The organism is Kastovskya adunca (genome assembly GCF_059505785.1).
The window spans coordinates 88,357-113,248 of the sequence record NZ_JCACLG010000026.1; the positions used below are offsets into that span (position 1 = coordinate 88,357).

The 24,892-nt window shown below is 39.9% G+C and carries 19 protein-coding genes and 2 pseudogenes; 18 read left to right on the forward strand and 3 right to left on the reverse strand.

Annotation, left to right across the window (positions count from 1 at the left end; translation table 11 throughout):
• From AC5JR3_RS09535 to AC5JR3_RS09560, 6 genes and pseudogenes are all read left to right on the forward strand, one after another.
• Positions 1–249 (forward strand): annotated as a pseudogene (locus AC5JR3_RS09535) (methyltransferase); the annotation flags it as partial.
• A gap of 354 nt (positions 250–603) precedes the next feature.
• Entirely contained in the window at positions 604–1,548 is a 945-nt protein-coding gene (locus tag AC5JR3_RS09540) for a glycosyltransferase family protein (protein ID WP_495845304.1), read from the forward strand.
• 38 nt (positions 1,549–1,586) lie between these two features.
• Complete coding sequence (locus tag AC5JR3_RS09545; RefSeq protein WP_495845306.1) at positions 1,587–2,678, forward strand: glycosyltransferase family 2 protein; 1,092 nt, start codon at positions 1,587–1,589, stop codon at positions 2,676–2,678.
• Positions 2,679–2,756: 78 nt separating this feature from the next.
• Positions 2,757–4,895: a hypothetical protein gene (locus AC5JR3_RS09550; protein WP_495845307.1), complete on the forward strand. Its 2,139-nt coding sequence runs from the start codon at positions 2,757–2,759 to the stop codon at positions 4,893–4,895.
• A 66-nt stretch (positions 4,896–4,961) separates the two neighbouring features.
• Positions 4,962–5,726, forward strand: a pseudogene (locus AC5JR3_RS09555) (glycosyltransferase family 2 protein); the annotation flags it as partial.
• On the forward strand, positions 5,719–6,786 hold the full coding sequence (locus AC5JR3_RS09560) for an NAD-dependent epimerase/dehydratase family protein (RefSeq protein ID WP_495845309.1): 1,068 nt from the start codon (positions 5,719–5,721) through the stop codon (positions 6,784–6,786). The pseudogene AC5JR3_RS09555 and the gene AC5JR3_RS09560, both read left to right, overlap by 8 nt.
• Positions 6,787–6,977: 191 nt before the next feature.
• Here the strand turns inward: AC5JR3_RS09560 and AC5JR3_RS09565 are convergent, their stop codons facing one another.
• Entirely contained in the window at positions 6,978–7,649 is a 672-nt protein-coding gene (locus tag AC5JR3_RS09565) for a class I SAM-dependent methyltransferase (RefSeq protein WP_495845311.1), read from the reverse strand.
• 55 nt (positions 7,650–7,704) lie between these two features.
• Here AC5JR3_RS09565 and rfbC point away from each other — a divergent pair, with 55 nt between their 5' ends.
• The 7 genes from rfbC to glf all read left to right on the forward strand — a co-directional run bounded on the left by rfbC (position 7,705) and on the right by glf (position 16,698).
• Positions 7,705–8,250 carry a dTDP-4-dehydrorhamnose 3,5-epimerase gene (gene rfbC / locus AC5JR3_RS09570; RefSeq protein ID WP_495845313.1) on the forward strand — a complete coding sequence of 182 codons (546 nt, stop codon included), beginning with the start codon at positions 7,705–7,707 and terminating at the stop codon, positions 8,248–8,250.
• Positions 8,247–9,155, forward strand: coding sequence for a dTDP-4-dehydrorhamnose reductase (rfbD, locus tag AC5JR3_RS09575; RefSeq protein ID WP_495845315.1), 909 nt, complete (start codon positions 8,247–8,249; stop codon positions 9,153–9,155). The genes rfbC and rfbD overlap by 4 nt, the downstream gene beginning before the upstream one ends.
• Positions 9,127–10,203 carry a glucose-1-phosphate thymidylyltransferase gene (locus AC5JR3_RS09580; RefSeq protein ID WP_495845317.1) on the forward strand — a complete coding sequence of 359 codons (1,077 nt, stop codon included), beginning with the start codon at positions 9,127–9,129 and terminating at the stop codon, positions 10,201–10,203. The genes rfbD and AC5JR3_RS09580 overlap by 29 nt, the downstream gene beginning before the upstream one ends.
• A 44-nt stretch (positions 10,204–10,247) precedes the next feature.
• Positions 10,248–11,321 (forward strand): glycosyltransferase family 2 protein, encoded by a 1,074-nt coding sequence (locus AC5JR3_RS09585; RefSeq protein WP_495845319.1) that lies wholly within the window; start codon positions 10,248–10,250, stop codon positions 11,319–11,321.
• A gap of 94 nt (positions 11,322–11,415) precedes the next feature.
• The gene (locus tag AC5JR3_RS09590) at positions 11,416–13,719 is read left to right on the forward strand and encodes a glycosyltransferase (RefSeq protein ID WP_495845321.1); all 2,304 of its coding nucleotides are present in this window, start codon (positions 11,416–11,418) and stop codon (positions 13,717–13,719) included.
• A 20-nt stretch (positions 13,720–13,739) separates the two neighbouring features.
• Entirely contained in the window at positions 13,740–15,611 is a 1,872-nt protein-coding gene (locus AC5JR3_RS09595; RefSeq protein WP_495845322.1) for a glycosyltransferase family 2 protein, read from the forward strand.
• Positions 15,604–16,698 carry a UDP-galactopyranose mutase gene (gene glf, locus AC5JR3_RS09600; protein WP_495845324.1) on the forward strand — a complete coding sequence of 365 codons (1,095 nt, stop codon included), beginning with the start codon at positions 15,604–15,606 and terminating at the stop codon, positions 16,696–16,698. Before AC5JR3_RS09595 ends, glf begins: the two co-directional genes overlap by 8 nt.
• A 91-nt stretch (positions 16,699–16,789) precedes the next feature.
• Here glf and AC5JR3_RS09605 read toward each other — a convergent pair whose 3' ends face one another.
• Entirely contained in the window at positions 16,790–17,575 is a 786-nt protein-coding gene (locus AC5JR3_RS09605) for a class I SAM-dependent methyltransferase (RefSeq protein WP_495845326.1), read from the reverse strand.
• Positions 17,576–18,142: 567 nt separating this feature from the next.
• Between AC5JR3_RS09605 and AC5JR3_RS09610 the strand changes: the two genes are divergently transcribed.
• From AC5JR3_RS09610 to AC5JR3_RS09620, 3 genes are all read left to right on the forward strand, one after another.
• Positions 18,143–19,423 carry a glycosyltransferase family 2 protein gene (locus AC5JR3_RS09610; RefSeq protein WP_495845328.1) on the forward strand — a complete coding sequence of 427 codons (1,281 nt, stop codon included), beginning with the start codon at positions 18,143–18,145 and terminating at the stop codon, positions 19,421–19,423.
• A gap of 184 nt (positions 19,424–19,607) precedes the next feature.
• The gene (locus tag AC5JR3_RS09615) at positions 19,608–20,567 is read left to right on the forward strand and encodes a glycosyltransferase family 2 protein (RefSeq protein ID WP_495845330.1); all 960 of its coding nucleotides are present in this window, start codon (positions 19,608–19,610) and stop codon (positions 20,565–20,567) included.
• Positions 20,567–21,643, forward strand: a complete 1,077-nt coding sequence (locus AC5JR3_RS09620) for a glycosyltransferase family 4 protein (RefSeq protein ID WP_495845660.1) — start codon at positions 20,567–20,569, stop codon at positions 21,641–21,643. Before AC5JR3_RS09615 ends, AC5JR3_RS09620 begins: the two co-directional genes overlap by 1 nt.
• Before the next feature lie 63 nt (positions 21,644–21,706).
• Here AC5JR3_RS09620 and AC5JR3_RS09625 read toward each other — a convergent pair whose 3' ends face one another.
• Entirely contained in the window at positions 21,707–22,075 is a 369-nt protein-coding gene (locus AC5JR3_RS09625; protein WP_495845332.1) for an EamA family transporter, read from the reverse strand.
• Between the two features lie 332 nt (positions 22,076–22,407).
• On the opposite strand from AC5JR3_RS09625, the gene der reads away from it, so the two are divergent.
• On the forward strand, positions 22,408–23,769 hold the full coding sequence (gene der, locus AC5JR3_RS09630; protein WP_495845334.1) for a ribosome biogenesis GTPase Der: 1,362 nt from the start codon (positions 22,408–22,410) through the stop codon (positions 23,767–23,769).
• 167 nt (positions 23,770–23,936) lie between these two features.
• On the forward strand, positions 23,937–24,815 hold the full coding sequence (locus tag AC5JR3_RS09635) for an energy-coupling factor transporter transmembrane component T family protein (RefSeq protein ID WP_495845336.1): 879 nt from the start codon (positions 23,937–23,939) through the stop codon (positions 24,813–24,815).
• Positions 24,816–24,892 lie beyond the last annotated feature (77 nt).

The window sequence follows — 24,892 nt, forward strand, 5'->3', positions numbered from 1 at the left end:
ACTCAGGCAGAACTAGAGCAATCACAGTTTCAACAGCAACACATTCAGGCAGAGTTAGAGCAATCCCAGTCTCAACAGCAACACACTCAGGCAGAACTAGAGCAATCACAGTTTCAACTACAACACACTCAGGCAAAATTAGAGCGTTCTCAACAAAGGGTTGCAGCAATGGAGAGCAGTAAATTCTGGCAATTCAGAAAGGTATGGCTTCGCATGAAACGGATGCTGGGATTAGAAACAGACGAGTAAAATAGGCCAGTAGTAGCTTTAAACAGAACTATAATGTTATCAATCAGAAATACAAACTATCACGAAAATTTCGCTTATCTGTTACGCGTCTAAAACTAGAGGGATTTTATGTAAAATCTACTATCCGAAATGGCAGTTACTAGGCTCAAAAATAGGATGTAGCGACAGCAATTTAACGTTAATCATCTCAGGCTGAGTCGGGCAATCATAATTGCAACTACCGTAAACTTAACCTCAGTTATATTAACTCCAGTTCCATCATTAAGGCTTAAGCTTTTGGAAGTGGTAGTGTTAAGTACATAACAGTAGCTGAAAGTACAATTGCAATTTTACATTAGCTTTAGGTTCGTAAAAATGTCAAATTATAAAATTCTAAATACTGTCAGGCTATTTGTCACAGCTATAGGCAATCAATTTATGTTTGAAATTGCCGAAATATTTGCTGAAGGCTTTAGAAAAAATGGTGTCTCAGTAGAATTGCTTGCAGATGAAATACCTGAAATAAATGTAGAAGATAATTTAATTCAAATCGTTGTTGCTCCTCATGAATTTTATCCTCTATATCTTGAAAAAGAACTTACACCATCTGAAGTATTAAAAGTTTCGCGAAATATTTACGTTTTAAATGTCGAACAACCCGGGAGCAGTTGGTTTGAAATTGCGTATGAAACAGCTAAAAATGCCAAAGGTGTGTTTGACATAAATTGGCAAGGAGTTAACGAGTTTAATAAACGAGATGTTCCAGCACTTCACACACCCTTAGGATATGAAGCTTTATTTTTTGAAGCTGAAAATTTCAATCGGAATATATCAAAACAAATAGATATTTTGTTTATAGGTTCTCACTCACAAAGACGAGAAATGTTTTTGTCTAAAAACGCTGATTTTTTCAGTAAATACAATTGTTACTTTGTGATGACTAGAATTGATAAACCCAACTTGCCGAGTAGCACTGGTTTTTATTCAGGCAAGAAGCGTAATGAATTATTAAAGTCTAGCAAAATCATCATAAATATTCATTTTGCTGAGAGAACTTATTTTGAATGGCATCGGATATTGATGGCTATTGGTAATCATTGTTTAATGATTTCTGAGCCTAGTAATTATATTGAACCATTAGTGAATGGAAAACATTTTGTAACGACGGAAATTGAAGATATTATTTGTAGGTGTCAGTATTATCTGGAAAATGAAAGCGAAATGTATCGTTTAACAGAACAAGCTTACGACTTTGTTATTAACAACTATACTGCACAAATACTTTGCAGCTCTTTGCTTAATAAGTTAAGCAATTTGTAGTCTGTAAATTAAGCCGATGAAACGTGAGGAACTTAACGATGCAATTCGACAGTTTGGAAGTACGCAGAAGTTCGATAATTACCAAGTTACATATAGCAAAGCTATCGGAATTCTTAGGCACCAATCCTTGGGTATGTACAGCCAACTCTGCATATAAGGAATTAACAGCACCATCTGTAACTATAATAATTACACTTTTTAACTATTCTAACTACATATACGAGTGTTTAAGTAGCATCTGTAAATCAAATACTTCTGGATTACCAGGAGGATTTGAAATTCTCGTCATTGACGACTGTTCCACAGATAATTCTCAGAACCTAGTTAAGGAGTATCTTGCCGAATCAGACTTTCCAATTTGTTTAGTTAGTAAGGTTTTTAATACTGGTACAACCGATGCAAGAAATACAGGAATAAAGCTTGCCCGTGCGCCCTATGTATTCATAATGGATGCTGATAATTGGATTTATCCACATTGTTTAACCAAGTTATACAATGCTATTCACAATTCTAATTATGCAGCTGTATATGGCATAATAAATAAATTTGACAATAATACTAAAGAAGGAATTGGTTTTCTTTCCTGCTTTGAGTGGGATGTTCGTGAGTTAGTCAGAGCGCCATATATTGATGCTATGGCAATGTTTGATAAAAAGGTGCTAATTAAGCTAGGGTACTACTCCAACGAATTAATAGAATATGGCTGGTTGGGATGGGAAGATTACGAACTGTGGTTAAAGCTAGGACTGTACAATTATATTTGTAAGCTACTTCCTGAAATTGTAGGTGCTTATAGAGTGCATAATTCGTCTCAAATTCATACTATGAATCAATATACAGCAAGCGTAGCAAAATATTTTCAGAATAAATTCGCTGCTCTTGTTAATAGATATAATGATTTAGATAAAGTTTTTGGATTTGCAATTGATATAGAACTTGAGCCAGGGCAATTACATCAGCAACATATTTCGGCTGAACTGGAAAAATCACACTATCAGATGCACCTTCTTAACCTTGAAGTTCATCGCTTACAAACTAAGATTGCGGCAATGGAGAGCAGCAAGTTTTGGAAACTGAGGAAACAGTGGTTTCGCTTACGGCGGACAATCGGCTTTTCAGAAATTGAGTGAAAAAAAGATTGCGTGCATCCCCAAATTATTAATGTAGAGCAATTGTAAGCTACTGTTACAGTACAAAAGGTAAGTATAGTGCTACGTTCTAGTCATTATAAATATTTGATTACTGCTTATTGTATACCCGTTATTCTTCTTGTGTGGTTCATCACCAGTTACAGTGTAAATGTACCTGTTTGGGATCAGTTTCAACTAGTAAGCTTTTTTGAAAAAATTGCATCAAAAAATATTAATCTTGTAGATTTTTTTATTCAACATAATGAACATAGAATATTCTTCCCAAAAATATTATTTGCTCTTCTCGCTTTTTCTTCAAGATGGAATATAAAACTTGAATTATACTTCAGTTTTGTTTTCGCTGTCGTCAACTTCTGGTTAATGTACAAAATTGCATCTGCCAGTAAGAGTACAAATAAATCCTTATTCCACTTGTTTAATATTCTGACTTGTCTTTTAATTTTTTCTTTGGTTCAGTATGAAAATTGGCTGTGGGGATTTCAAATTCCTTGGTTTTTTGTTAATACTTGCGTGATCCTAACTGTCTTTATATTGAGTGTACCTAAAACCTGGCCTCCTTACCTTAGACTAAGCCTTTCAGCGATATGCTGTTTTACGGCTAGCTTCTCTTTAGCTCATGGTTTGTTTTCTTGGCTAGCTGTCATTCCTTCAGTAGCTTCTATTGAAAGCACAACCACACAGAAAAGAATTAGGCTTTTGTTGTGGATAATGCTTTTTGCTTTGTCTAGTGCTATCTACAGCATTGGTTATCAAAAACCAAGTCATCATCCTGATACATTATTCTTTCTCAAGCAGCCTTTAACTACTGGGCTTTACTTTTTATCGATTTTAGGATCTCCCCTAAGCAGGCTAGTTTGGTCTGCTGCTGTTACTGGATTTGTTATTTTACTAACCTTTCTATCTTTTAACATCTACTGGATCAAAAACTATAAGTCAAGATTTGCTTATGATGCTGCTCCCTGGTTATCATTAGGTTGGTTTGCTACCCTGTTTGCTTTAGTTACGACTCTAGGTAGAGCTGGATTTGGCATTGAGCAATCTACTTCGTCAAGATATACAACCGTCCTTATCTTATTAGTTATTGCCTGCTTGCAAATGTGGCGGCTATTAATAGGCTATAACCAAAAATGGCTCAAAAATAATTCATATATTCTTCCAGCAAATTATTTTGTTGCTGGTATTTTGACAGCACTTTTTATATCTGTCTCTACTAATGCTATTACACAAGGACAGCAGATTTGGCTAGCAAAGAATAGTGCTAAAAATTGCTTAGAATGGGTGTATTTTTTTGATGATTCAGTTACTGATTTGCCTGATAGCTGCTTACCGCTTTACCCCAAACCAGCCGAGTTAAAAGATTTCACTAAATCTCTTCAAAATTTAGGCTTTAGGGACTTTAAAAACATTGCTTTCGTAACTCAACCAATTAATAATTATGGGCACATGAATGTTCCCTCAGCAAACGATCAGTCTATTACTTTATCCAGAAGTGGCGGCGTAAACCTATCTGGATTGGTTACTGTACCAACTCATAACCAAATCCCTCAAACAGTACTGTTTTCATGGGGGCGCAACCAATCATTCTTTGCGAATACTATTGTGCATTCAGATAGCTCAACTGAAGAAAACACTTTTAATTCAAGTAAGTACAAAAAAGCTACATGGGAGGCAAATATTTTACTAAAGTCACTTCCGCCGGGAGAAACTAAAATAAAATCCTGGATTCACGATCCAGAAAAAAATCAGTTTATTAAATTGAATGGGGAGTTTAAAGTAAATATTATAAGTGATAACTCACCAATAAAATCAATACAGTTTCTTTCTAAATCAAACCCTGAGTATGTGGGGTATTTGGATGCTGTTCAAAGTAATGATGGTGATAAGTCTATACAAAGAGGAGATACAGTTTCAGCTAGCGGATGGGCCATTTTAACATTAAAAACAAAACAGAAGCATTGGATTGTTTTAACGTATGGCTTAAGTAATACTCCAGTAGCAATTACGGGCACTGGCCAATCTCGACCAGATGTTGCTGAAGCTCTTGAGAACAGTAATTCTGTGAACTCTGGATGGAGAGTAGAATTTAGCTCAGAAGTGATGCCGAGAGGTATCCATGAGGTACAGGCATGGATATATGAACCAACAAAAAACACTGCCATCCCTTTTGGTAATGCCTATCAGGTGGAAATTCGTTAGGCTTTTTACGAAGTGAGTTGCCAGTACCTGCTAAGGTACAATCTCTAGAAAAGCAATCGAGGAGGAGTGATGAAGATTTCAGTTGTCATACCTGCACATAATGAAGAGGGATGTTTGTATGGAACAGTTAGTAATATTGTTGATACACTCCAGCAGGCAAAAATACCCCATGAAATCCTCATAGTCAATGACAACAGTACAGATAACACCTTGCTACTCTGCCAGCAATTGTCACATAAGTTTAATAGCGTTCGATATATTGACAATCAGCCTCCCAATGGGTTTGGTTTCGCCGTACGACGTGGTTTAGCTGAGTTCAAGGGCGATGCCGTTGCCATTGTGATGGCTGATGCTTCTGACGAGCCCAAAGACTTGGTAGCAGGATACTACAAACTCAAAGAAGGATACGATTGCGTGTTCGGTTCACGATTTGTCAAAGGTAGCTTAGTAGTTGATTATCCCCGCCACAAATTGTTAATTAATCGCCTAGCTAACTGGTTTATCAAAGTCCTATTTGGTCTTCGTTACAATGACGTTACTAATGCTTTTAAGATGTATCGCCGAGAAGTTATTGATGGACTACAGCCCCTTCTCAGCCATCATTTTAATTTGACAGTAGAATTGCCTCTGAAAGCAATAATTAGAGGGTTTTCTCATACAGTGATTCCCATAAGATGGTATAACCGCAAAACGGGGATTTCTAAACTAAAAATTAAAGAAATGGGCAGCCGATATCTGTTTATTGTTCTTTATGTCTGGATAGAAAAGCATCTAGCTCGTGGAGATTACCACCGAAGCAAAAATATAGTTGGGTTGAGATCGAATGTCTGAGCAAGTTTTAGTTTTAGGTGGAGCAGGTTTCATTGGTAGTTCTTTAGCAATTGGACTAAAGCAGCTTCATCCTTGTTGGCAAATAATCTGCCTAGATAACTTGCGGCGTCGAGGTTCTGAATTAAATCTTCCCAGACTAAAAAATCTGGGAATTCAATTTGTTCATGGTGATATCCGCTCTCCCTCTGACCTTGACCCAAGCGTTCTTAATGTGGAAACTATCATAGATTGCTCTGCCGAGCCTTCTGTATTAGCTGGTTTTACTTCACCGCAGTATGTGCTTCAGACGAATCTACTGGGGACAATCAACATCCTGGAATTAGCAAGACAAACACAGGCTCGTTTATTGTTTCTATCTACCAGTCGTGTATACCCAATTGCCACGCTTAAGTCATTAAATTCAAGAGAATTGCCGACAAGGTTTGAAATTGCACCCGACCAGACTATACCTGGAGTTTCACAATTAGGCATTTCTGAGGATTTTCCGCTGCAAGGCTATCGTTCGCTTTATGGAACGACAAAGCTAGCCTCTGAACTATTAATTGAGGAATACAGGCAAGCCTACAACCTTGGCGCGATTATTAACCGATGCGGAGTAGTCACAGGACCTTGGCAAATGGGCAAAGTAGATCAGGGCGTTTTTGTTCTGTGGGTCGCCGCCCATTATTTTCAAAAACCACTTAGCTACATTGGCTATGGTGGCTTAGGCAAGCAAGTTAGAGACTTGCTGCACGTCGAAGACTTGTTAAGGCTTGTTGACTATCAGTTAGAAAATTTTTCTGCTCTGGATGGTGAGGTACTAAACGTTGGTGGTGGAGCTTGTAACAGTCTTTCTTTAGTTGAGACTACCCAACTATGCGAAGCCATCACTAAAAAAACTACCCAGATTAAGCCATTACCAGAAGGAAGACCAGGAGACATTCCTCTTTTCATTACCGACTGTTCTAAAGTCATTGAAAAAACTGGCTGGCAACCTACAATCAATCCTGAGGCTGCTTTACGGGATATTTATCAGTGGATATTTGAACATGAAGAGATTCTTAGCTCAGTTTTGCAATAAGACTTTTAACTCTGTTTGCTTTCAAGTTTAGTAAATCAGCATCAACTACAGGGAAGTGCAAATTTCTAAAGGACAGGTATGGTAGTCACTGTTACTAATAATGATGCTGATATTGGCGATCGCTCTCTATACAGAGCATCACACCTAAAGTTTTAAAAATATACTTGACGAGATTTATAAATCCTAGGTAACTAAACGGGCTTAGATGCTTTAATAAACATCTGTCCACCTAAAAAGTTCCAAAGGAATGGTAGTTTAAGGTACAACTTAAGTAAAGCGGGTGAAGCAGGTCTGCCTTTTGTAGAAAACGGTAAAAATCTTGGTATCATTACGTTAATGAAAAAGCCAATCGTTTGCATGATTTCTTGAAGAGAAATGTGAGTTATCGGTAGCTTATGATCGATAAAATCATAATACTCCTTATACGAGTACTTGAAGTTTGGTTGAATCACTAAGAGCGAACCTCCAGGCTTAAGATGGTTAAAGCAAAATCGTAAAACCTCAATTAACTCTTCTTTGCTATTTAAATGTTCAAAAAAATTTGAGATAAAAATTACCTCAAAATAATTAGGCATAAAATCTTGATTTTGTATACTTAAAATATCAATATTTATTACTTTAACATCAGAGTTTGCAAACTCTTTAGAGTCAGGATTTAAATCAATTAAGTATTTTTCTCTGGCTTGAATTTGGTTAATAAATTCACAGTATCCTCCTCCAATATCTAGAACAATTAAGTCTCGTCCTACATGGTTTTGTAAAAAAAAGTTAACCAGAACTTTCCATAAGGTAAGCTTAGTTTTTCTTTGCTTGTAGTCAAAGCGATTAGCATAGAGCTTTGATAAATATTCTTCTGGGTTCATAAACAAGATAAAGTATTAACTTGTACTAGCTTACTATCATAGACGATCGTGAATAATGAATATTATTTCTGTTGCAATTCCCGATCTCTTACTCATTGAGCCAAAAGCCTTTGCTGACGATCGCGGCTTCTTCTACGAAAGCTACAACTACAAAGCCTTCAGCGAAAAAGCTGGCATCACAGCTCAATTCGTCCAAGACAACCACTCCTGCTCCCGGCAAAACGTCCTGCGAGGACTGCATTACCAGATTCAACAACCTCAAGGGAAACTGGTAAGAGCGATCGCGGGAACCATCTTTGATGTCGCAGTAGACATCCGCAAAAGCTCCCCCACATGCGGTCAGTGGGTTGGCTATATTCTTAGTGCGGAAAACAAACGCCAACTCTGGATACCTCCTGGCTTTTCCCACGGCTTCCTCACCCTCTCAGAAACAGCGGAAGTCCTCTACAAAACGACCGACTACTACGCCCCTCAACACGATCGCTGTATTCTTTGGAATGACCCAGACCTCGCCATCGATTGGCCGCTAGACTCTCCACCCATCCTATCCGCCAAAGACCAAGCTGGTAAACTGCTCAAAACGGCTGAAGTCTTTCCATGAAACGTATCTTACTGCTTGGCAGCACAGGTCAACTCGGACAGGAGTTACAGCCCGCTCTTCAATCCTTAGGAGAGGTAATTGGTGTAGGTAGCCAAAGGGTTAATTTTGCCGAACCAGACAACCTCCGCTCCTTCGTTGACGAAATCCAACCTGACCTAATTATTAACGCTGCTGCTTATACGGCTGTAGACAAAGCTGAGAGCGAACCGGAACTTGCCAAAGCGGTTAATGCGATCGCACCCAGCATCCTCGCCCAGGAAGCCCAAAAACTGGGAGCCTTCCTGATTCACATCTCCACGGATTACGTGTTTGATGGCAACCACAGCCACCCCTACCGAGAAAGCAATGCAACCAACCCCCTAAGCGTCTACGGCAAAACCAAACTCGCAGGCGAGCAAGCCGTTCGGGAAAACTGCCTCCATCACCTCATCCTGAGAACCGCCTGGGTTTATGGCACCCACGGCAAGAGTAACTTTGTCAAAACCATGCTCAAATTGGGTGCCGAACGGGAGGAACTCCGCGTCGTTGCCGATCAGATTGGCAGCCCTACCTGGACAGGAGACTTAGCAAACGCGATCGCCCAACTCGTACCCAAACTGACCTCAGAACTTGCCGGAACCTACCACTACACCAACAGCGGTGTTGCTAGTTGGTACGACTTCGCTATTGCTATCTTTGAAGAAGCCCAACAACTAGGCTTTCCTTTGAAAGTTCAGCAGGTTGTCCCCATCACCACAGCAGAATATCCCACTCCCGCTCGTCGCCCTGCCTATTCTGTCCTCTCCTGTGGGAAAATATCAACGATTTTAGGAACTTATCCCCCTCACTGGCGACAGGGACTAAGGCAGATGCTCAGAGAACTTTACGCCCGTACCTATGAAAGCGCTTATCCTCTCCGGCGGTAAAGGCACGCGCCTGCGACCTCTTACCTATACTGGTGCTAAACAACTAGTACCAGTAGCCAACAAACCAATCCTCTGGTATGGCATTGAAGCGATCGTCGCTGCTGGCATCACCGACATTGGCATCATTATCAGCCCCGAAACGGGCAAAGAAGTGCAAGCCAAAACCGGAACAGGCGATCGCTTCGGAGCCAAGATTACCTACATTCTGCAAGAGCAACCCGCCGGACTTGCCCACGCCGTCAAAGTCGCCCAGTCTTTTTTGGAAAATTCTCCCTTTCTCATGTACTTAGGCGACAACTTAATCCAACAAGGCGACCTCACTTACTTTCTTAAAGAATTTATCCAAGAAAACCACGACGCTTTGCTCCTCCTGCGTCCAGTGCTCAATCCCAGCGCCTTTGGTGTCGCCAAGTTAGATGAAAAAGGGCGCGTGTTGCAGTTAGTCGAAAAACCCCTCGTTCCCCCATCAAATCTTGCCTTAGTTGGGGTTTACTTCTTTTCCCCGATCATCCATGATGCGATCGCCTGCATCCAACCCTCTGCTAGAGGCGAACTAGAAATCACTGATGCCATTCAATGCCTAATCGACCAGCAAAAGCAAGTAGCAGCCTGCAAACTCGAAGGTTGGTGGCTGGATACCGGGAAAAAAGACGACCTGCTAGAAGCCAACAGAATCATCCTGGATACCCAACTTACCCCCTGTATACTGGGTCAAGTTGATGACCAGACTCAGGTAATTGGACGAGTCCAAATTGGTTCTGGCTCAAAACTGATTAATTGTACCGTTCGCGGCCCAGTAATTATTGGAGAAGACTGCCACTTAGAAAACTGCTTTATTGGTCCCTACAGCAGCATCGCCGATCGAGTGACCTTGATTGATACTGATTTGGAACATAGCGTTATCTTACAAGACGCAAAAGTCGCGGACATTCATCAACGCATTGTTGATAGCGTCATTGGACAACGCGCCACCCTAACTGTTGCTCCCAGACGCCCCAAAGCTTTAAGGTTTATGATTGGCGACGATTGCCAAATCCAGATCATGTAACTTACCTATTAAGTTTCTCTTGCCCCAAATAGAATATTGACAATATGCCTAAAGTGAGCGTGGGAATTCCCACCTATAACTCGCAAAAATTTCTTTCTCAAGCCATAGACAGCGTTCTTAATCAAACGTTTCAGGATTTTGAACTGATCATTTCAGACGACGCGTCAACAGACGAAACCCCTGAAATTGTCGCTAATTATGCAGCTAAGGATCAAAGAATTCGTTACTTCAAAAATCCAACCCGCGTAGGACTATTTGCAAACTTCAATAAATGTATTGAACGCTCGTCTGGCGAATACATCAATGTTCTGGGTCAGGATGATGTCATGTTACCCAAAAACATAGAAGAAAAAGTTAATATTCTAGATTCTTATCCTAGTGTTGGTCTAGTAGCGTCTTCAGTAGAAGTCATTGATGATGATTATAATCAACTGAACTGGCCGTGGGCAAAGTATTCTGAAGATGTTTTAGAACCAGCAAGAGAGTGGGTGATTAATAAAGTTACCCCGAACAATGACATCTGTTGTCCCTTTGTCTTTTTGAGAAGACAAGTTATAGAGAAAGTAGGACTATTTAATTGCCGCTATTCCTATGTTGGCGATTTTGAAATGTGGCTGAGAGTGGGTCTGGTTGCCGATGTCTACTTTCTTCAGGAAGTATTGGGATATTACAGATGGCACCAAAGTAACGAGAGTCAAAAATATGACGATCTATATTACCTCACAGAAGTTAGCCAGGTTTGGGATGACATTATTAATAAGTTAGACCTAGCAGATTTAGAGCAACGTAATCTAGAAGATAGAGTCGTATTGGGTTTATTTAATTATTTTATTTCTCGGAATTTCCTAGATTTGGATTATACGCTACAAATTTGCAAATTTCTGGATGGCTGGCGTGGAAGAAATCGAGATTTAACCCTTGCTGCCTCAAAGCTAGGTGGGTATATTCAGGAATTTAAGACAAAACTCGATTGGTCGCAATCCCAACTCCAGCAAACTCAGGTAAACTTAGAGCGATCGCAACAGCAGATTGTCGCAATGCAGAGTAGTAAGTTTTGGCAGTTGAGAAAAGCATGGTTCCGATTGAAACAATCTGCCGGATTAAGAAAAAATGAGTAAAGAAGCGACAGTACTTAACTTAGAAACTTGTGAAAAGGCTGGTAATTTCCTCAAAAATCACTGAACAATTTTACCATCTAGAAAGTTTCGTTTTATGTCCCTAGTTCAACCCAGCGAAAAATTCAATACCTTTATAAATAAACTCAAACAGAGAGAGTATAATTTTTATAATTCCTCAACTTCTACCAGTCCGGTTGTTTCTATAATTTCTTTCTTCTTCAACGCTCACATCTGTTTTGAAGAAACCTATAAGTCAGTAATCGACCAAAGCTTTCAAAACTTTGAATGGATTATTGTTGATGACTGCTCGACCGAGCCAGCAGCAATTTCTATTTTTGATTCTCTGCCTCACCGCTCTTTGAAGATTAAAACCATTTATCATCAGGAAAGTAAAGGCTTAGCTGCTGCTCGTAACAAAGCTGTTGCTCAAGCTGTAGGTAAGTACTTAATTTTTTTAGATTTTGATAATTTAGTTGATTTAACTTATATAGAAAAGTGTGTTTTACTTTTAGAAACTCATCCTGAACTTTCCTTCGTTAATTCTTATCAAATTGGATTTCACGATGAAGAGTACTATTCTAATGAAGGTTTTACAAGATCCACTCAATTTATTCAACAGGAATGGCTCGCTTCAATGCTACTGTATAGAAAAGCAGATTTTGATGCCTTGGGTGGATTTGATGAAGGCTTAAAGTTTTATGAAGATTGGGAGAGATGGTTAAGAGCAATAACAAGCGATCAAAAGGGGTGGACGATACCTGAATATTTATGTTATTACCGCAATCATTCAAGTATATTAGAAAAATCAGGTACCAGTATTATTGAAAAACAACACACTGCTAAACTTATTCAATCGCAGTATAAAAATTCTTTTTTGCAAGATAATATACTTAACTACCTTTTAAAAAGATCTTATTTTGATACAAATAAAATAAAGTTTAATTTTTTGCTTCAGAATCAGCTTCCATGCAATCAAAATTCTAAAAAAATTCTCTGTTTCTTTTTTTGGCTTGAAGTAGATGGAGCCAACAAGTTCAATCTAGATTTAGTTACTTTGCTAACAAAGCAAAATTACAAATTTACTATTGCTACAACTGTCGGTTCTAACCATCCTTGGCACAAGCATTTTGATGCCCTCACTCCCGATATATTTCACTTACCCAATTTCTTACGTGAGCATCACTGGCTTGCATTTACAAAATACATTATTGAATCTCGTCAGATTGACACTGTCTTAATTGCTAACTCTTACATAGCCTACTATTTTCTGCCTTTACTTCGAGCTGAATTTCCTCATGTAGCTTTTGTTGATTTTGTTCATACAGATGACCCTGGCTGGCGTGGTATAGGTTTTCCCAGAATTTCCTGTCAACTCAGTAAATTTCTAGATTGCCAAGTAGTAACTTCTAAGTATCTGGCTAAGTATTATCAAACCATTAATCCTAACACACAAGATAAATTGAGGATTTGTTGTACAAATGTAGACAGCAATAAGTGGCAATTCAATTTAAAAGAAAGAAAGAGATTACGACGTAAGCTTGAAATTCCTGAAGATGCAGTAGTTTGTTTATTTCCAGCGAGACTAGAGTTTCAAAAGCGCCCCCTTTTTTTAGTAGACATTGTCAAAGAATTAGTCAATCAATCTTTGCCTATTCAGGTTGTTGTTCTAGGGAACGGTTCCTTACTTTCCCAATTCCAAGAGCGAATTAAGCAGTTTAATTTGGATTCAGTTTTTCATGTCTTGCCACCCGTAGAGCCAGAAGAAATGCTGAGTTTCTACTCTGCTGCTGATATTTTGTTATTGCCAACAGAGTATGAAGGAATTGCTGTAGCAATTTACGAAGCTATGGCAATGCAGTTGCCAATAGTAGCTTCAGATGTTGGAGGGCAGAGGGAGTTAGTGACACCGGAGACGGGATTTCTAGTTCCTAAGGCTAAAGGTGGTATCGAGGAAGTTCAGGAATACCTTAAAGTTCTAACTCCTTTAATCCAGGATGCAGGCTTACGCCATAAAGTTGGTTCCCTAGCTCGCCAGCGAGTAGTTGAGTTGTTTCCACTACAAGCAATGGCTGAACAAATGTCAGCTATTTTCGCAGAGGCATTAGAAATCCATAAAAACAACCCTCAACCAGTGATTGATTCAGCAATGGCAGAGGAAATGTTAGTCTTAGCCGTGGAATATCTACACTTAGAGCAAGAACAGGGGAGACTATTCTGGGAAAATCGAGAGTTATGGGAGCAGAAAAAGTCTCTAGAGCAAGAGAAAAATACTTCAGTGTTGGAATCCAAGCAACTAGCCCAAAGAATACAGGCTATGGAATCCTCTAAATTCTGGAAATTTAGGAAGCAATGGTTTATCATTAAACGAACTTTGGGATTAACTAAAAACCCACATTAATAGGCTATAAGGAAAATAATATGACAGGATTACTAAATTCAACAGCTAAAGCTATTCCTGACACAACTACTATAGTTAAATTACAAAATTTAGCACTACCTAGGTCGGGAACATGTACTGTTGATAAACTGTTTTTTAGAGGAAATAGAAAAAGTTTTTTTAATTACCAAAACAATAAATTGGAATTTTATAAGGGTGAAGTTGTCTCTTTTAGTACTTACTTTAATTTATTTTCAGTAAGCAAGTGGAAAAAATATACTACAATTAAAAGTTTGGGAGTTGCTTTAAATTTAAAAGGTAAATTTAAAGTTAAGCTTTTAAATAAAACTAATTTTTCTCAAAGCGTAAAATTGGTAGATCAAAAAGTCATTTCTTTTAAAGAAGAAACTTTAGAAAATATAATAACAAACATAGATATATCTTCCTATGAAGGCTTATTGTATGTTGAAATTGAAGTTTTAGAAGATGATTGTCAATTAAGTGGTGGATATTTTTACGCTCCTACTAATCTTCCCGAAACAGAGTTATTAAAGTTCGCTATTGTTATATGTACCTACAAAAGAGAACTCTACATTGAAAAAAACATTCATTTAATAGAAAATTATTTACTTAACAATTCAGATGTGGCAGCTAACTTTGAAATATTTATCATTGACAATGGTAGAACCTTAAAAAAATTTAGTAACTCCAAAATTCATTTAATCAGAAATAAAAATGCAGGTGGAAGTGGAGGTTACACTAGAGGGCTCATAGAAGTTTTAAACAAAAAAAACGAATTTTCGCACATCATCTTTATGGATGATGATGTGGTAGTAGATCCAGAAGTCTTTCAAAGATTTTATTACTTTCTGAGAGCAAGTAGCGATCAAAGCCTCTGCGTTGGGGGTAGCATGTTAAAGTTAGATACTCAGTATATTCAGCAGGAAAATGGTGCTATATGGAACAGTGGAGTAGTTAGCCTAAAAGCCAACCTAGACTTAAGATCTTTAGAAAATGTTTTAATTAATGAAATCGAAGAATACATTAACTATAATGGCTGGTGGCTTTTTTGTTTTCCTCTGTCAACGGTAGATGAGTTTAATCTACCTTATCCATTTTTCATCAAAATGGATGACATGGAATTTCCTATGAGGCTAAAGCAAAAAATTACAACTCTCAACGGAATATGTGTATGGCATGAACCTTTAGAAAGCAAATATTCCCCTAGTCTTAATTACTACTTCCGGAGAAATGAATTAATTCTTGGTAGTTTGTATCCTGAAGTGTTTAGCAAAACAGATGCAGTAAAGCATTTAGTTAAATTGAGTCTTCGAGAGGCCTTATGCTATAGATACAAAAGCGCACAACTGGCTCTCAAGGCGGCTTCTGATTTCTTACAGGGTCCTGATTATTTAAAAAATACAAACCCAGAAGAAAAAAATCTAGAAATTTTAAAAATGGGAGAAAAAGCAGTAAAGAATCCTGATATGCCCTTTATTTATGGGAAATATAGTGACAGTATACATGAATCTGAAAACTCCATTCATCGTCTTTTTAGATTAATAACATTAAACGGTCATCTTTTGCCTTCGTTTTTTTTCTACAGCGATCAAAGGTTAGTTGAGAAGGGATATAAAATTGCTCCAATACAGGGGTATCGTCCTATCAACGCTTTTAGAGCTAAAAAAGTTTTGTATTACAATTTAAGTACTCAAGAAGGTTTTGTAGTTCAGTTAGCGAGAGGAGAATTTTTTAAAATTCTTAAAAATATAGTCGTATTAGCGTTTATCCTACTGTTTAAGTTTCCGACAATCAGTAGTCTTTACAGACAGACATTACCTGAACTCACCAACAAGGCTTTTTGGGAAAATTACTTAGAAGTAGATAAATACAGTAATCAAAAAAATGTTTGACTTTTTAATTGTCGGTGCTGGTTTTGCCGGATGTACTCTAGCCAATTGCATAGCCACCAATCTGAATCGCAGAGTTTTGTTAATTGATGTTCGCAATCATATTGGTGGTAATGCTTACGATTCTTATAACCCTGACGGAGTTCTAGTCCATAATTATGGAGCTCATATTTTTCATACTAATAGCAAAAAAGTCATTGACTATCTCTCACAGTTTACCCAATGGCGAGTTTATCAGCATCAAGTGCTTGCTGCTGTAGATGGTGATTTGTATCCAATTCCGCTTAATCTTAATACTATTAACAAGCTTTATGCTTTAAATCTTAGTAGCCAAGAGCTTCAAAATTTTTATGCAGAAGTTAGAGAAAAGTACGATCGCATTGAAAATTCAGAACAAGCTGTCGTTGGTAAAGTAGGTCGTGATTTATACGAAAAGTTCTTTAAGAATTACACCCATAAGCAGTGGGAACTTTGGCCTCACGAACTCGATGCTTCCGTATGCGCTCGGATTCCGGTAAGAACTAACAGAGACAACCGTTACTTTGGCGATAAATATCAGCTAATGCCCTTGCATGGTTTTACCCGGATGTTTGAAAAAATGTTGGCTCATCCCAACATCAAAGTCATGCTCAACACCAGCTTCCAAGAAGTTGAGTCTTGGCTAAAATTCGATCATCTAATCTACACCGGACCAATCGATCAATTCTTTAGCTACAAGTACGGCAAACTTCCCTATCGCTCTTTACGCTTTGAGTTTCAAACTCATGACCAGGAGTATTTTCAACCTGTTGCTGTAGTCAACTATCCGAATGAATACGACTTTACCCGTATAGTAGAGTCTAAGCATATTACGGGACAAAAACATCACAAAACAACTACATACTATGAGTATCCTCAAGCAGAGGGCGATCCTTATTACCCAGTTCCTAGACCTGAAAATCGTGCCTTGTTTCAACAATATAAACAAGAAGCAGAAAAACTTGAGTCGGTGACTTTTATAGGAAGATTAGCCCAGTATCAATATTACAACATGGATCAGGTTGTTGCTGCCGCTCTGTCTGTATTTGAAAATCGGATTAGTAAGCTCTAATAGATATTTAGCCAATGCTTGATTGAGCTACTTGTAAAGTCTTTATAGCTTTCTCTGGCTAAAAAATTAACTAATCCTAAAATTCTGCTGGTTACAATAATCTAAAAGAACCGATACCATCGTTGCTTTTGTTAAATACACGTTCTAAAACTTGTTTGTCAAGCTTTCCATATATTTTAACTTCTGCTTTACTTTGGTATTTTAAACTCAGTTCCTGAAGAGCATCGTTTACACCTTTCCAAGTAAGAACGTCGTGAAAAGCGATGCATCCTCCATCGCTAAGCAAGTTAAGAGCAATTGCAAAATTCTCCATCACTGCTTTATATTCATGATCGCCATCAATGAAAACAAAATCGAACTTTCTCCCCCAGTTTTCATCAATAATTTTTCTTTCCTTCATTAGTTTATCGATATCGCTTTTGCTCAGTTTTGGTTCATAGTTTTCATAATCAAAGTAAGTGCAGTCACCATAGTTGCCGAAAAAGCCTTGCACTATTTCTAGATTTTCTGGATAAAAATTTTGATTGAGCTTTTTTAAAATAGACTGAGGGTCGTCGAAAATTCTATGACGAACATTTGGATCGACTGCTGTTACCTCCGCACCCCATTGTGATGAAACTTCAAGTAGCCACCGTGTAGAAAAACCGAGAAAACTTCCAACTTCTAGTATTCTAGCTGGTTTGTATTGATAAAGAAGGCTCTTAAGCACGTAGGCATCCGAAAACTTCAAGCTTCCATCGGTTGCATGTACTAAGCGTTCATTATAAGAATAATCAGTCTTTATATCTAACACTAGATTGGCTAGCTCAGATTTAATACCTTTATACTTATTTAACCAAAGGAGTGCATTTACTGGACTTAACACCGCATCATACATAGTTGTAACCTTTTAGCTGTACAGTTATTTTACAAATATTACTCTAAAATGCACCAACTTTGCCCCGCTAAGAAAACTCTCCTTTAAATTTTTAGAGTCAAGGGAACTTGAGCGAAAAAATACTACCTGAGCTACAGCAGAGGTTTTTCTGCAAAAACTACTTACAGTGAGTTTAACGAAGTATCCGGAAAATAATTAACTTCTTTGAAATAAGCTAAAGTAGAATAAAGTTGCTGAAATACTTAATTGCTGCTCTGAAACACTTAATTATTCACGCTCAAGCTTAAATTAAATGGTGGATATATCGTGTTCTACCATATTTATCCTGAAGTGTGTAGGTTGGGATGATTCCAGATACGTCATCGGTAAGTATATTAAAGGAAATCCTCATTTTGATCTCGTTGAGATAAAAACAAGTCCTTTTAACTATGGTATGGCTCTGGTTCGCAAACTGAGTGTAGGCAAGAAGCTTGATATAGCTAAGAAGCAAAAAAATGAACGTTTGTAAAAATAATAGAGCCAGGTGTAACAAGGGGAGTTCATCAGTCAATAGCGACAACATAGAGAATGCTTAAAGTAGCAACTATTATTGTCACCTGGAATAAACTGAATGATGTTTGTTTATTGCTAGCGGATGTCGCCAAGCTAAACATTGATAATATCCAGCTTGATACTTATGTAGTAGACAACGCTTCTACAGATGAGACGCCAGCGTATTTAGAACAGCACTATCCTCAAGTAAAGGTTCTACAAACAGGAGAAAACTTGGGTGGTTCTGGCGGCTTTTCCTATGGTCTTCAGATCGTTAGCAAACTTGAGTATGATTACCTGTGGCTGCTAGATAATGATGTTCGTCTAGATACTCAGAGTTTATGTGCATTAGTAGAAACCTTACAAACCTATTCTGAAGTAGGTTTAGTCGGTTCTCAAATCAGAAAACTAGATGACCCTCAAACGATTCAAGAAATCGGTAGTTTTATCTATCCTAAGAAGGCGCATCTCAAAATCAACTTTGGTAATGCTTCTGTAATCTCAACATCAGAAATATTACAAGGGAAACCCTACCTTTCTGTCGATGCTTGTGCGGCGGCTTCTTTGTTGGTACGTCGTGAAGTTGTGCAGCAAATTGGAGTATGGGAAGACTTCTTTATCCATTTCGATGATGTAGAGTGGTGTTTGCGAGCAAAGCAAGCATCCTGGGTAGTTGCAGCTAATCCCGCGTCAATTGTTTGGCACGCCTCCCCCGATTTCAAATGTAGACCCTGGATTAGCTATTATGATGAGCGCAATTTGTGTTACTGCTGGCAAAAACATAGACCAGAACTTGTATCCCGACGAGTTCTAGTAAGTTTGCCACGACTAACCTACTATGCAGCTACAGGAAGAGCGTTTTGGGCTGAAGTTTCTACTAGAGGCTTTGAAGATTTCATTAAAGGCGTTCGTGGTAAGATGCCAGGGGTACTGCCCTATAAAGAATATGCTTTAGAAGAAATTATTAATACTCCCTTAAAAGTATTCGTTCAAGCCGATATTTATAAAGATAAAAATCAAAGTTTCCTCCTTCAGCGTCTTCAATCAGACAAAAAACTGCTGCATTGGAAAGGGAGTGAAAATGTAGTACTTAAGCTGGGTTTATGGCTATCATCTTGGTTCTGGAAGCCTGTCGATATAGCAATAGTGACCTGCCGTCATCCCAATCTTTATGGAATGAATTTGGCTAAACAAGTCTATATTTTTACAGGAAGCGGCTATGTATTAACTAAGGTTAACGCTATAACTTTGCTTAGAGCGATGTTCCAAACTTTTTATCAGCTAATTCAGGTATATAGGCGTTCTCATGGGGTGTGAAGTATGTTGATGTTTTTGAACCGGATAGACGGGAAATTTTGCTTGCCGAAGCGTCGAACGCAAAGACACAAAGAAGAAGGTGTTATAGATGAATAGCACTAAAATAAGCTAAATTCAGATCCCCGACTTCTTGAAGAAGTCGGGGATCTGAGGCGCAAAGTCTGTATGGGAGAACTTATAAAGTATGGTCGAGCTAGTATCTATCCTTATCTGTACATCTGACCGCCCTACCTCTTTGAAAAAAACGCTTCAATCTTTAGAGCAACTGACCTATCGAACTATTGAAGTTGTTGTGGTTGATGCGTCCTCAACCAATGAAACGGCTGAATTAATTGATGCAATAACAAGTAGTTTTTGTTTTCCGATAAAGTTTACAACGGTTAAACAAAAAAATATAAATATCTCTCGTAATGTCGGCTTAAAATTAACATCAGGCTCAGTTGTCGTCTTTTTGGATGATGATGCTATTCCTCCACCGGATTGGATAGAACAGCTACTATCAGTTTACTCGCGCTATGGCGATCGCTGTGCGGGAGTGGGTGGCGCAGTCAGAGATATGACTCGTCCTGATTATCATTTACAATTTCGTCGTGGAATTACAAATGTTATCAGTAGCACGATTTCTGTCCGTTCTTTAGATGCTTCCGATTACAATCAACCGCAGGGTTTTTGGTATAACGGACTAATGGGTGCCAACTCATCCTATCGTCAAGAAGCGCTAGAAAGAATCAACGGCTTCGATGAGTTTTTTGAATATTTTTTAGATGAAACAGATCTCTGCCTACGCCTGATCCAGGCAGGCTACGAAATTCATCATTCTGATGTTACGGTAGAGCATTACATCCAGCCAAATCATAATCGGAAAGACCAAAGGCATTTAACTTGCTGGTATTCTTTGGCTAAAAATACCACTTACTTTGCCTTAAAACATGGTTTTAAACGAACTAATTTTCTAAGTTTAGTGACACGCCTAAGTTTATTACTAACCCGCCGCTGCTTCTTAAGAATTATCCGCCTTAAATTTACCCATAATGTCCCTAGCTCAATATTGTTGAACTACATTAAACAGTCTATTGAAGGTATTCAGGTAGGCTGGGTAGCTGGACTAAGTTTGCATAAACCTAATTTCAGTAAAGAAACTTGATCGAGTCAAATCAGTTACTTATTAATCTTTCGTTCCTCCTAGACAAACCGACAGGCACCACGACTTACGCGCTTAACCTTCTCCCTCACTTACGCTTCCTGGTGCCAACACTGCTCCTATCTAAACCAATTCCTTCCTATAACCATCATGGGGTTCCCCCAAACCAAACCGCAGAACAAGGTGCAAAAGGTCATTTGCGTCGTCTGATTTGGGCACAGCGGCAGTTACCGCGTATTTACAAACAACGGCAAGCTAATCTCCTATTCTCCCCCATCCCCGAAGCGCCTCTTTACACTAACTGCCGCTACATCGTTACCGTCCACGACCTCATCCCGATGCGTTTTCCCAAACGCTTCTCAGCCCTCACGTCCTACTACCGCTACTACGTCCCTCAAGTATTAACCCAAGCACAGCACATCCTTTGTGACTCTAAGGCTACTGCTGAGGATATTACTGATTTCTTCGGGATTTCAGGGGCAAAAATTACGCCAATTCTACTCGCGCACGACGCTAGCCAATTTCGCTTTCTCAATTTACCGATGAGTAATTACTTCCTGTATATTGGACGCCACGACCCATACAAGAACCTGCACCGATTGATAGAGGCTTTTGCTGCTGTACCCAATGTTGTTGACTATGAGTTGTGGATAGCTGGACCCACTGACAAACGCTACACTCCAACACTACAGGCACAAGTCAATGAACTAGGGTTAAAAAATCAGGTAAAGTTTTTGGATTACGTTCCTTACGATCAGCTACCGATAATTATTAACCAAAGCATTGCTCTGGTTTTCCCTAGTCTTTGGGAAGGTTTCGGTCTTCCCGTATTGGAAGCAATGGCTTGTGGTACTCCTGTAATTACGTCTAATCTCTCTTCTTTACCGGAAGTTGCAGGTGACGCCGCAATCCTGATTAATCCTTACAACACAGGGGAAATTACTGAAGCGATGCAAGCTGTAGCGAGGGATTGGGATTTGCGATCGCGTCTCCACCTCCTCAGCCTCAACCGTGCTAGTCAATTTAGTTGGGAAAAAACCGGAACAGCTACTGCAAAGGTTCTTCAGCAATATCTCTAAATCCAACACTATTACACTGTGGGGATGATTAAGTTACAGCAAAGTGTCAACTTCAGCCCACTTTCAGCGCTGCCAAATTACTAGAACTACTCCACAAACGATAAATCCCAAGCCCACCACACGGCTTATAGGAATTGGCTCGTGAAATACGAAATAGCCAAGTAAAACTGAAAAGACATATACCACAGCGACTGAAGGACCAACAATACTGAGCTTCACACGAGTCAGCAGCAGAATGTAAAAGATTGCCCCTAGTCCATAACAAGCTAAACCTGCGATTAACTCTGGCGTGAAAACAATACTTAATACATGACTAATTAAGTTATCAGTAGTGACCTTTCCTAACTTTAAGGCTCCTGCCTTCAACAAAAATTGCCCAGATACGCTAGCAAGAAGCGAAATAAGCAGCAGACCAAATTCTTGCAAGGTCACAGTTAAAATCCTTATGCGAGTCACTCCGTTGAATACTGTACAGCTAGCTTGGGTATAACTACGAAGTGCTATGTAAATTCTACCGATGGCAGCCTTGATTCTCTTTGGTGAACTAAGTTAAAAGTCAATGAAGCTAGTAAAGTGAACGCTATTTAATGATGCTGAATCAGAGTACCGACTCATTCGGTTAATCTCAATAAGGATGTGACCGAAAATCTTCCTGTGCTTTTGAGCGATCTGGAGCAGTGGCGATCGCAGCTGCTAGCTACAATTAAAGAGTACCAGCGTAATAGTTACGTCTGGCACTTTTCCCTGCTTGAAGGAAGACGGTTATGGCTCTGCCAATTGTTGCTATTATTGGACGCCCAAATGTGGGCAAATCTACTCTTGTCAATCGGTTGGCAGGCGTGACTGATGCGATCGTGCATGACGAGCCGGGAGTAACGCGCGATCGCACCTATCGCCTAGCTTTCTGGCAAGACAGTGAATTTCAGATTGTCGATACAGGCGGTCTAGTATTTGATGATGATACCGAGTTTTTACCTCTAATTCGGGAACAAGCCGCCGCCGCCCTGACAGAAGCCAGCGCTGCCATCTTTGTCGTTGATGGACAAACAGGTCCTACGGGGGCTGATGCCGAAATTGCCGCTTGGTTGCGACAACAATCCATCCCCTTGTTACTTGCCGTCAATAAATGCGAGTCCCCCCAACAAGGAATGATTCAGGCGTCACAATTTTGGGAACTGGGGTTAGGCGAACCTTACCCCGTCTCTGGTATTCATGGTGGCGGAACGGGAGAGTTATTGGATGAACTGATTACTCTCATCCCCTCCGTGGAAGATGTTGAAGAAGTTCCAGAAACGAAAGTAGCAATTGTTGGACGCCCAAATGTGGGTAAGTCCAGTTTATTGAATGCATTTACAGGTCAAAGCCGCGCGATTGTCAGCCCAATTTCTGGAACTACCCGTGATGCAATTGACATGGTGGTAGAACGACAGGACAAAACTTACCGATTAATTGATACGGCAGGCATTCGCAGAAAGAAAAATGTCGAGTACGGCCCAGAATTCTTTGGGATCAATCGTGCCTTCAAAGCAATTCGTCGCTCCAACGTCGTTTTACTAGTGATTGATGCGGTGGATGGGGTGACGGAACAAGACCAAAAACTAGCAGGACGAATTGAAGAGGATGGTCGCGCCGCTATTATTGTCGTCAATAAATGGGACGCGGTTGAGAAGGACTCCTACACCATTTACGATTACGAAAAAGAAATCAAAGACCGCCTGCACTTTATCGATTGGGCAGAAGTTATTTTTGTCAGCGCTCTTACGGGACAACGAGTCGAAAAGATTTTCGATTTAGTCGATAGTGCCGCTGAGGAGCACCAACGGCGGGTGAGTACTTCTGTAATTAATGAAGTATTGCAGGAAGCGATCAGCTGGCACTCGCCTCCCACCAACCGTCAAGGACGACAGGGCAAAATTTACTACGGCACCCAAGTCAAAAGTCAGCCCCCAACGATCGCGTTATTTGTTAACGAGCCGCAACGCTTCAACGAAAACTACCGCCGCTATATTGAGCGTCAGTTCCGTCAACAGTTGGGCTTTACCGGAACGCCAATTAGACTGTTGTGGCGGGGCAAAAAAGCGCGGGATGCTGAGGATCACAGCAACAACCGAGCAACTCGCGTGTAAATAGGGACTTGGGGAATCAAAGAAAGCGGGTTGAGGAAGGTTACTAAAGGTCAGGTGAAAGCCGTACCTACAGAACCGACTCGTAACTAATCACTTAACTACCACGTCTAGGTCCTTTGTTAACTAACCATGACAATGGACAACTGACAACGGAAAATTGACAAACAATGGATTTACTGCGATCGCTTCCTCTAGGGCTGTATCTCGAACAACCTGTAACCTGGCTGCATCACCTCGACTCCCGAGTCAAATTTGCCTGGTTAATGAGCTTTCTAGCGGCTCCCCTCCTAGCTCCTCCGGTCTGGCGAATCCTGCTGGTGGTGATGCTGATTGTTTTGACCTTCAGCGCGGCTATTCCCTTACGGGTGTGGCGTCAGCAGATGGGTTGGCTGTTAATGCTGGCATTTTTTGTGTTTATCTTAACTGCACTCGCTCCCGATGGACTCGCTGCCAACCATCAACCGCGACTCCCCCCCACCGACTTCAACCTTCCCCAGCCAGGGGACTATAACTACATACTGTTTGAGCGAGGACCCGTTACGGTGACTCGCCATTCCCTTGATTTGGCAATTCGCATCAGCACCCTCCTCTTCACCTTGATTTACAGCAGCAACTTATTCCTGCTGACAACGGCACCGGAAGAAATCACAGCAGGACTGGAAAGCTTAATGCGACCCCTGCGGCGACTCAACTGGCCCGTCACGGAAATCACCCTTACCTTGACTTTATCCTTGCGCTTCATTCCTTTAGTGCTAGAAGAAGTCCAGAACCTTGCCCGCTCTATCCGCACCCGAGCCATTAACTGGAAAAAGCTAGGCATTCGTAAAAGCTTGCAAATCTGGTTAATGGTGGCAGAAAAGCTGCTAGAAAATTTATTATTACGCGCCGAACAAATCGCCAGTGCGATGACAGTGCGCGGCTTTACTAGCCCTAACCAACATCGAGTACAGTGGCATCAATTGCGCCTGCGGGGTATCGATTGGGTTGCCCTTGTGAGTTTGGCGGTCTTCTGGGGCGTGCGGTTTGGTTGGGGAGGAACGATTTAGAGCTTGTCCGGTGTCCAACGTTCAATCAATACTTGATCAAGCTTTGCAAAATAATTGAAGCTGATGGCACTATTCAG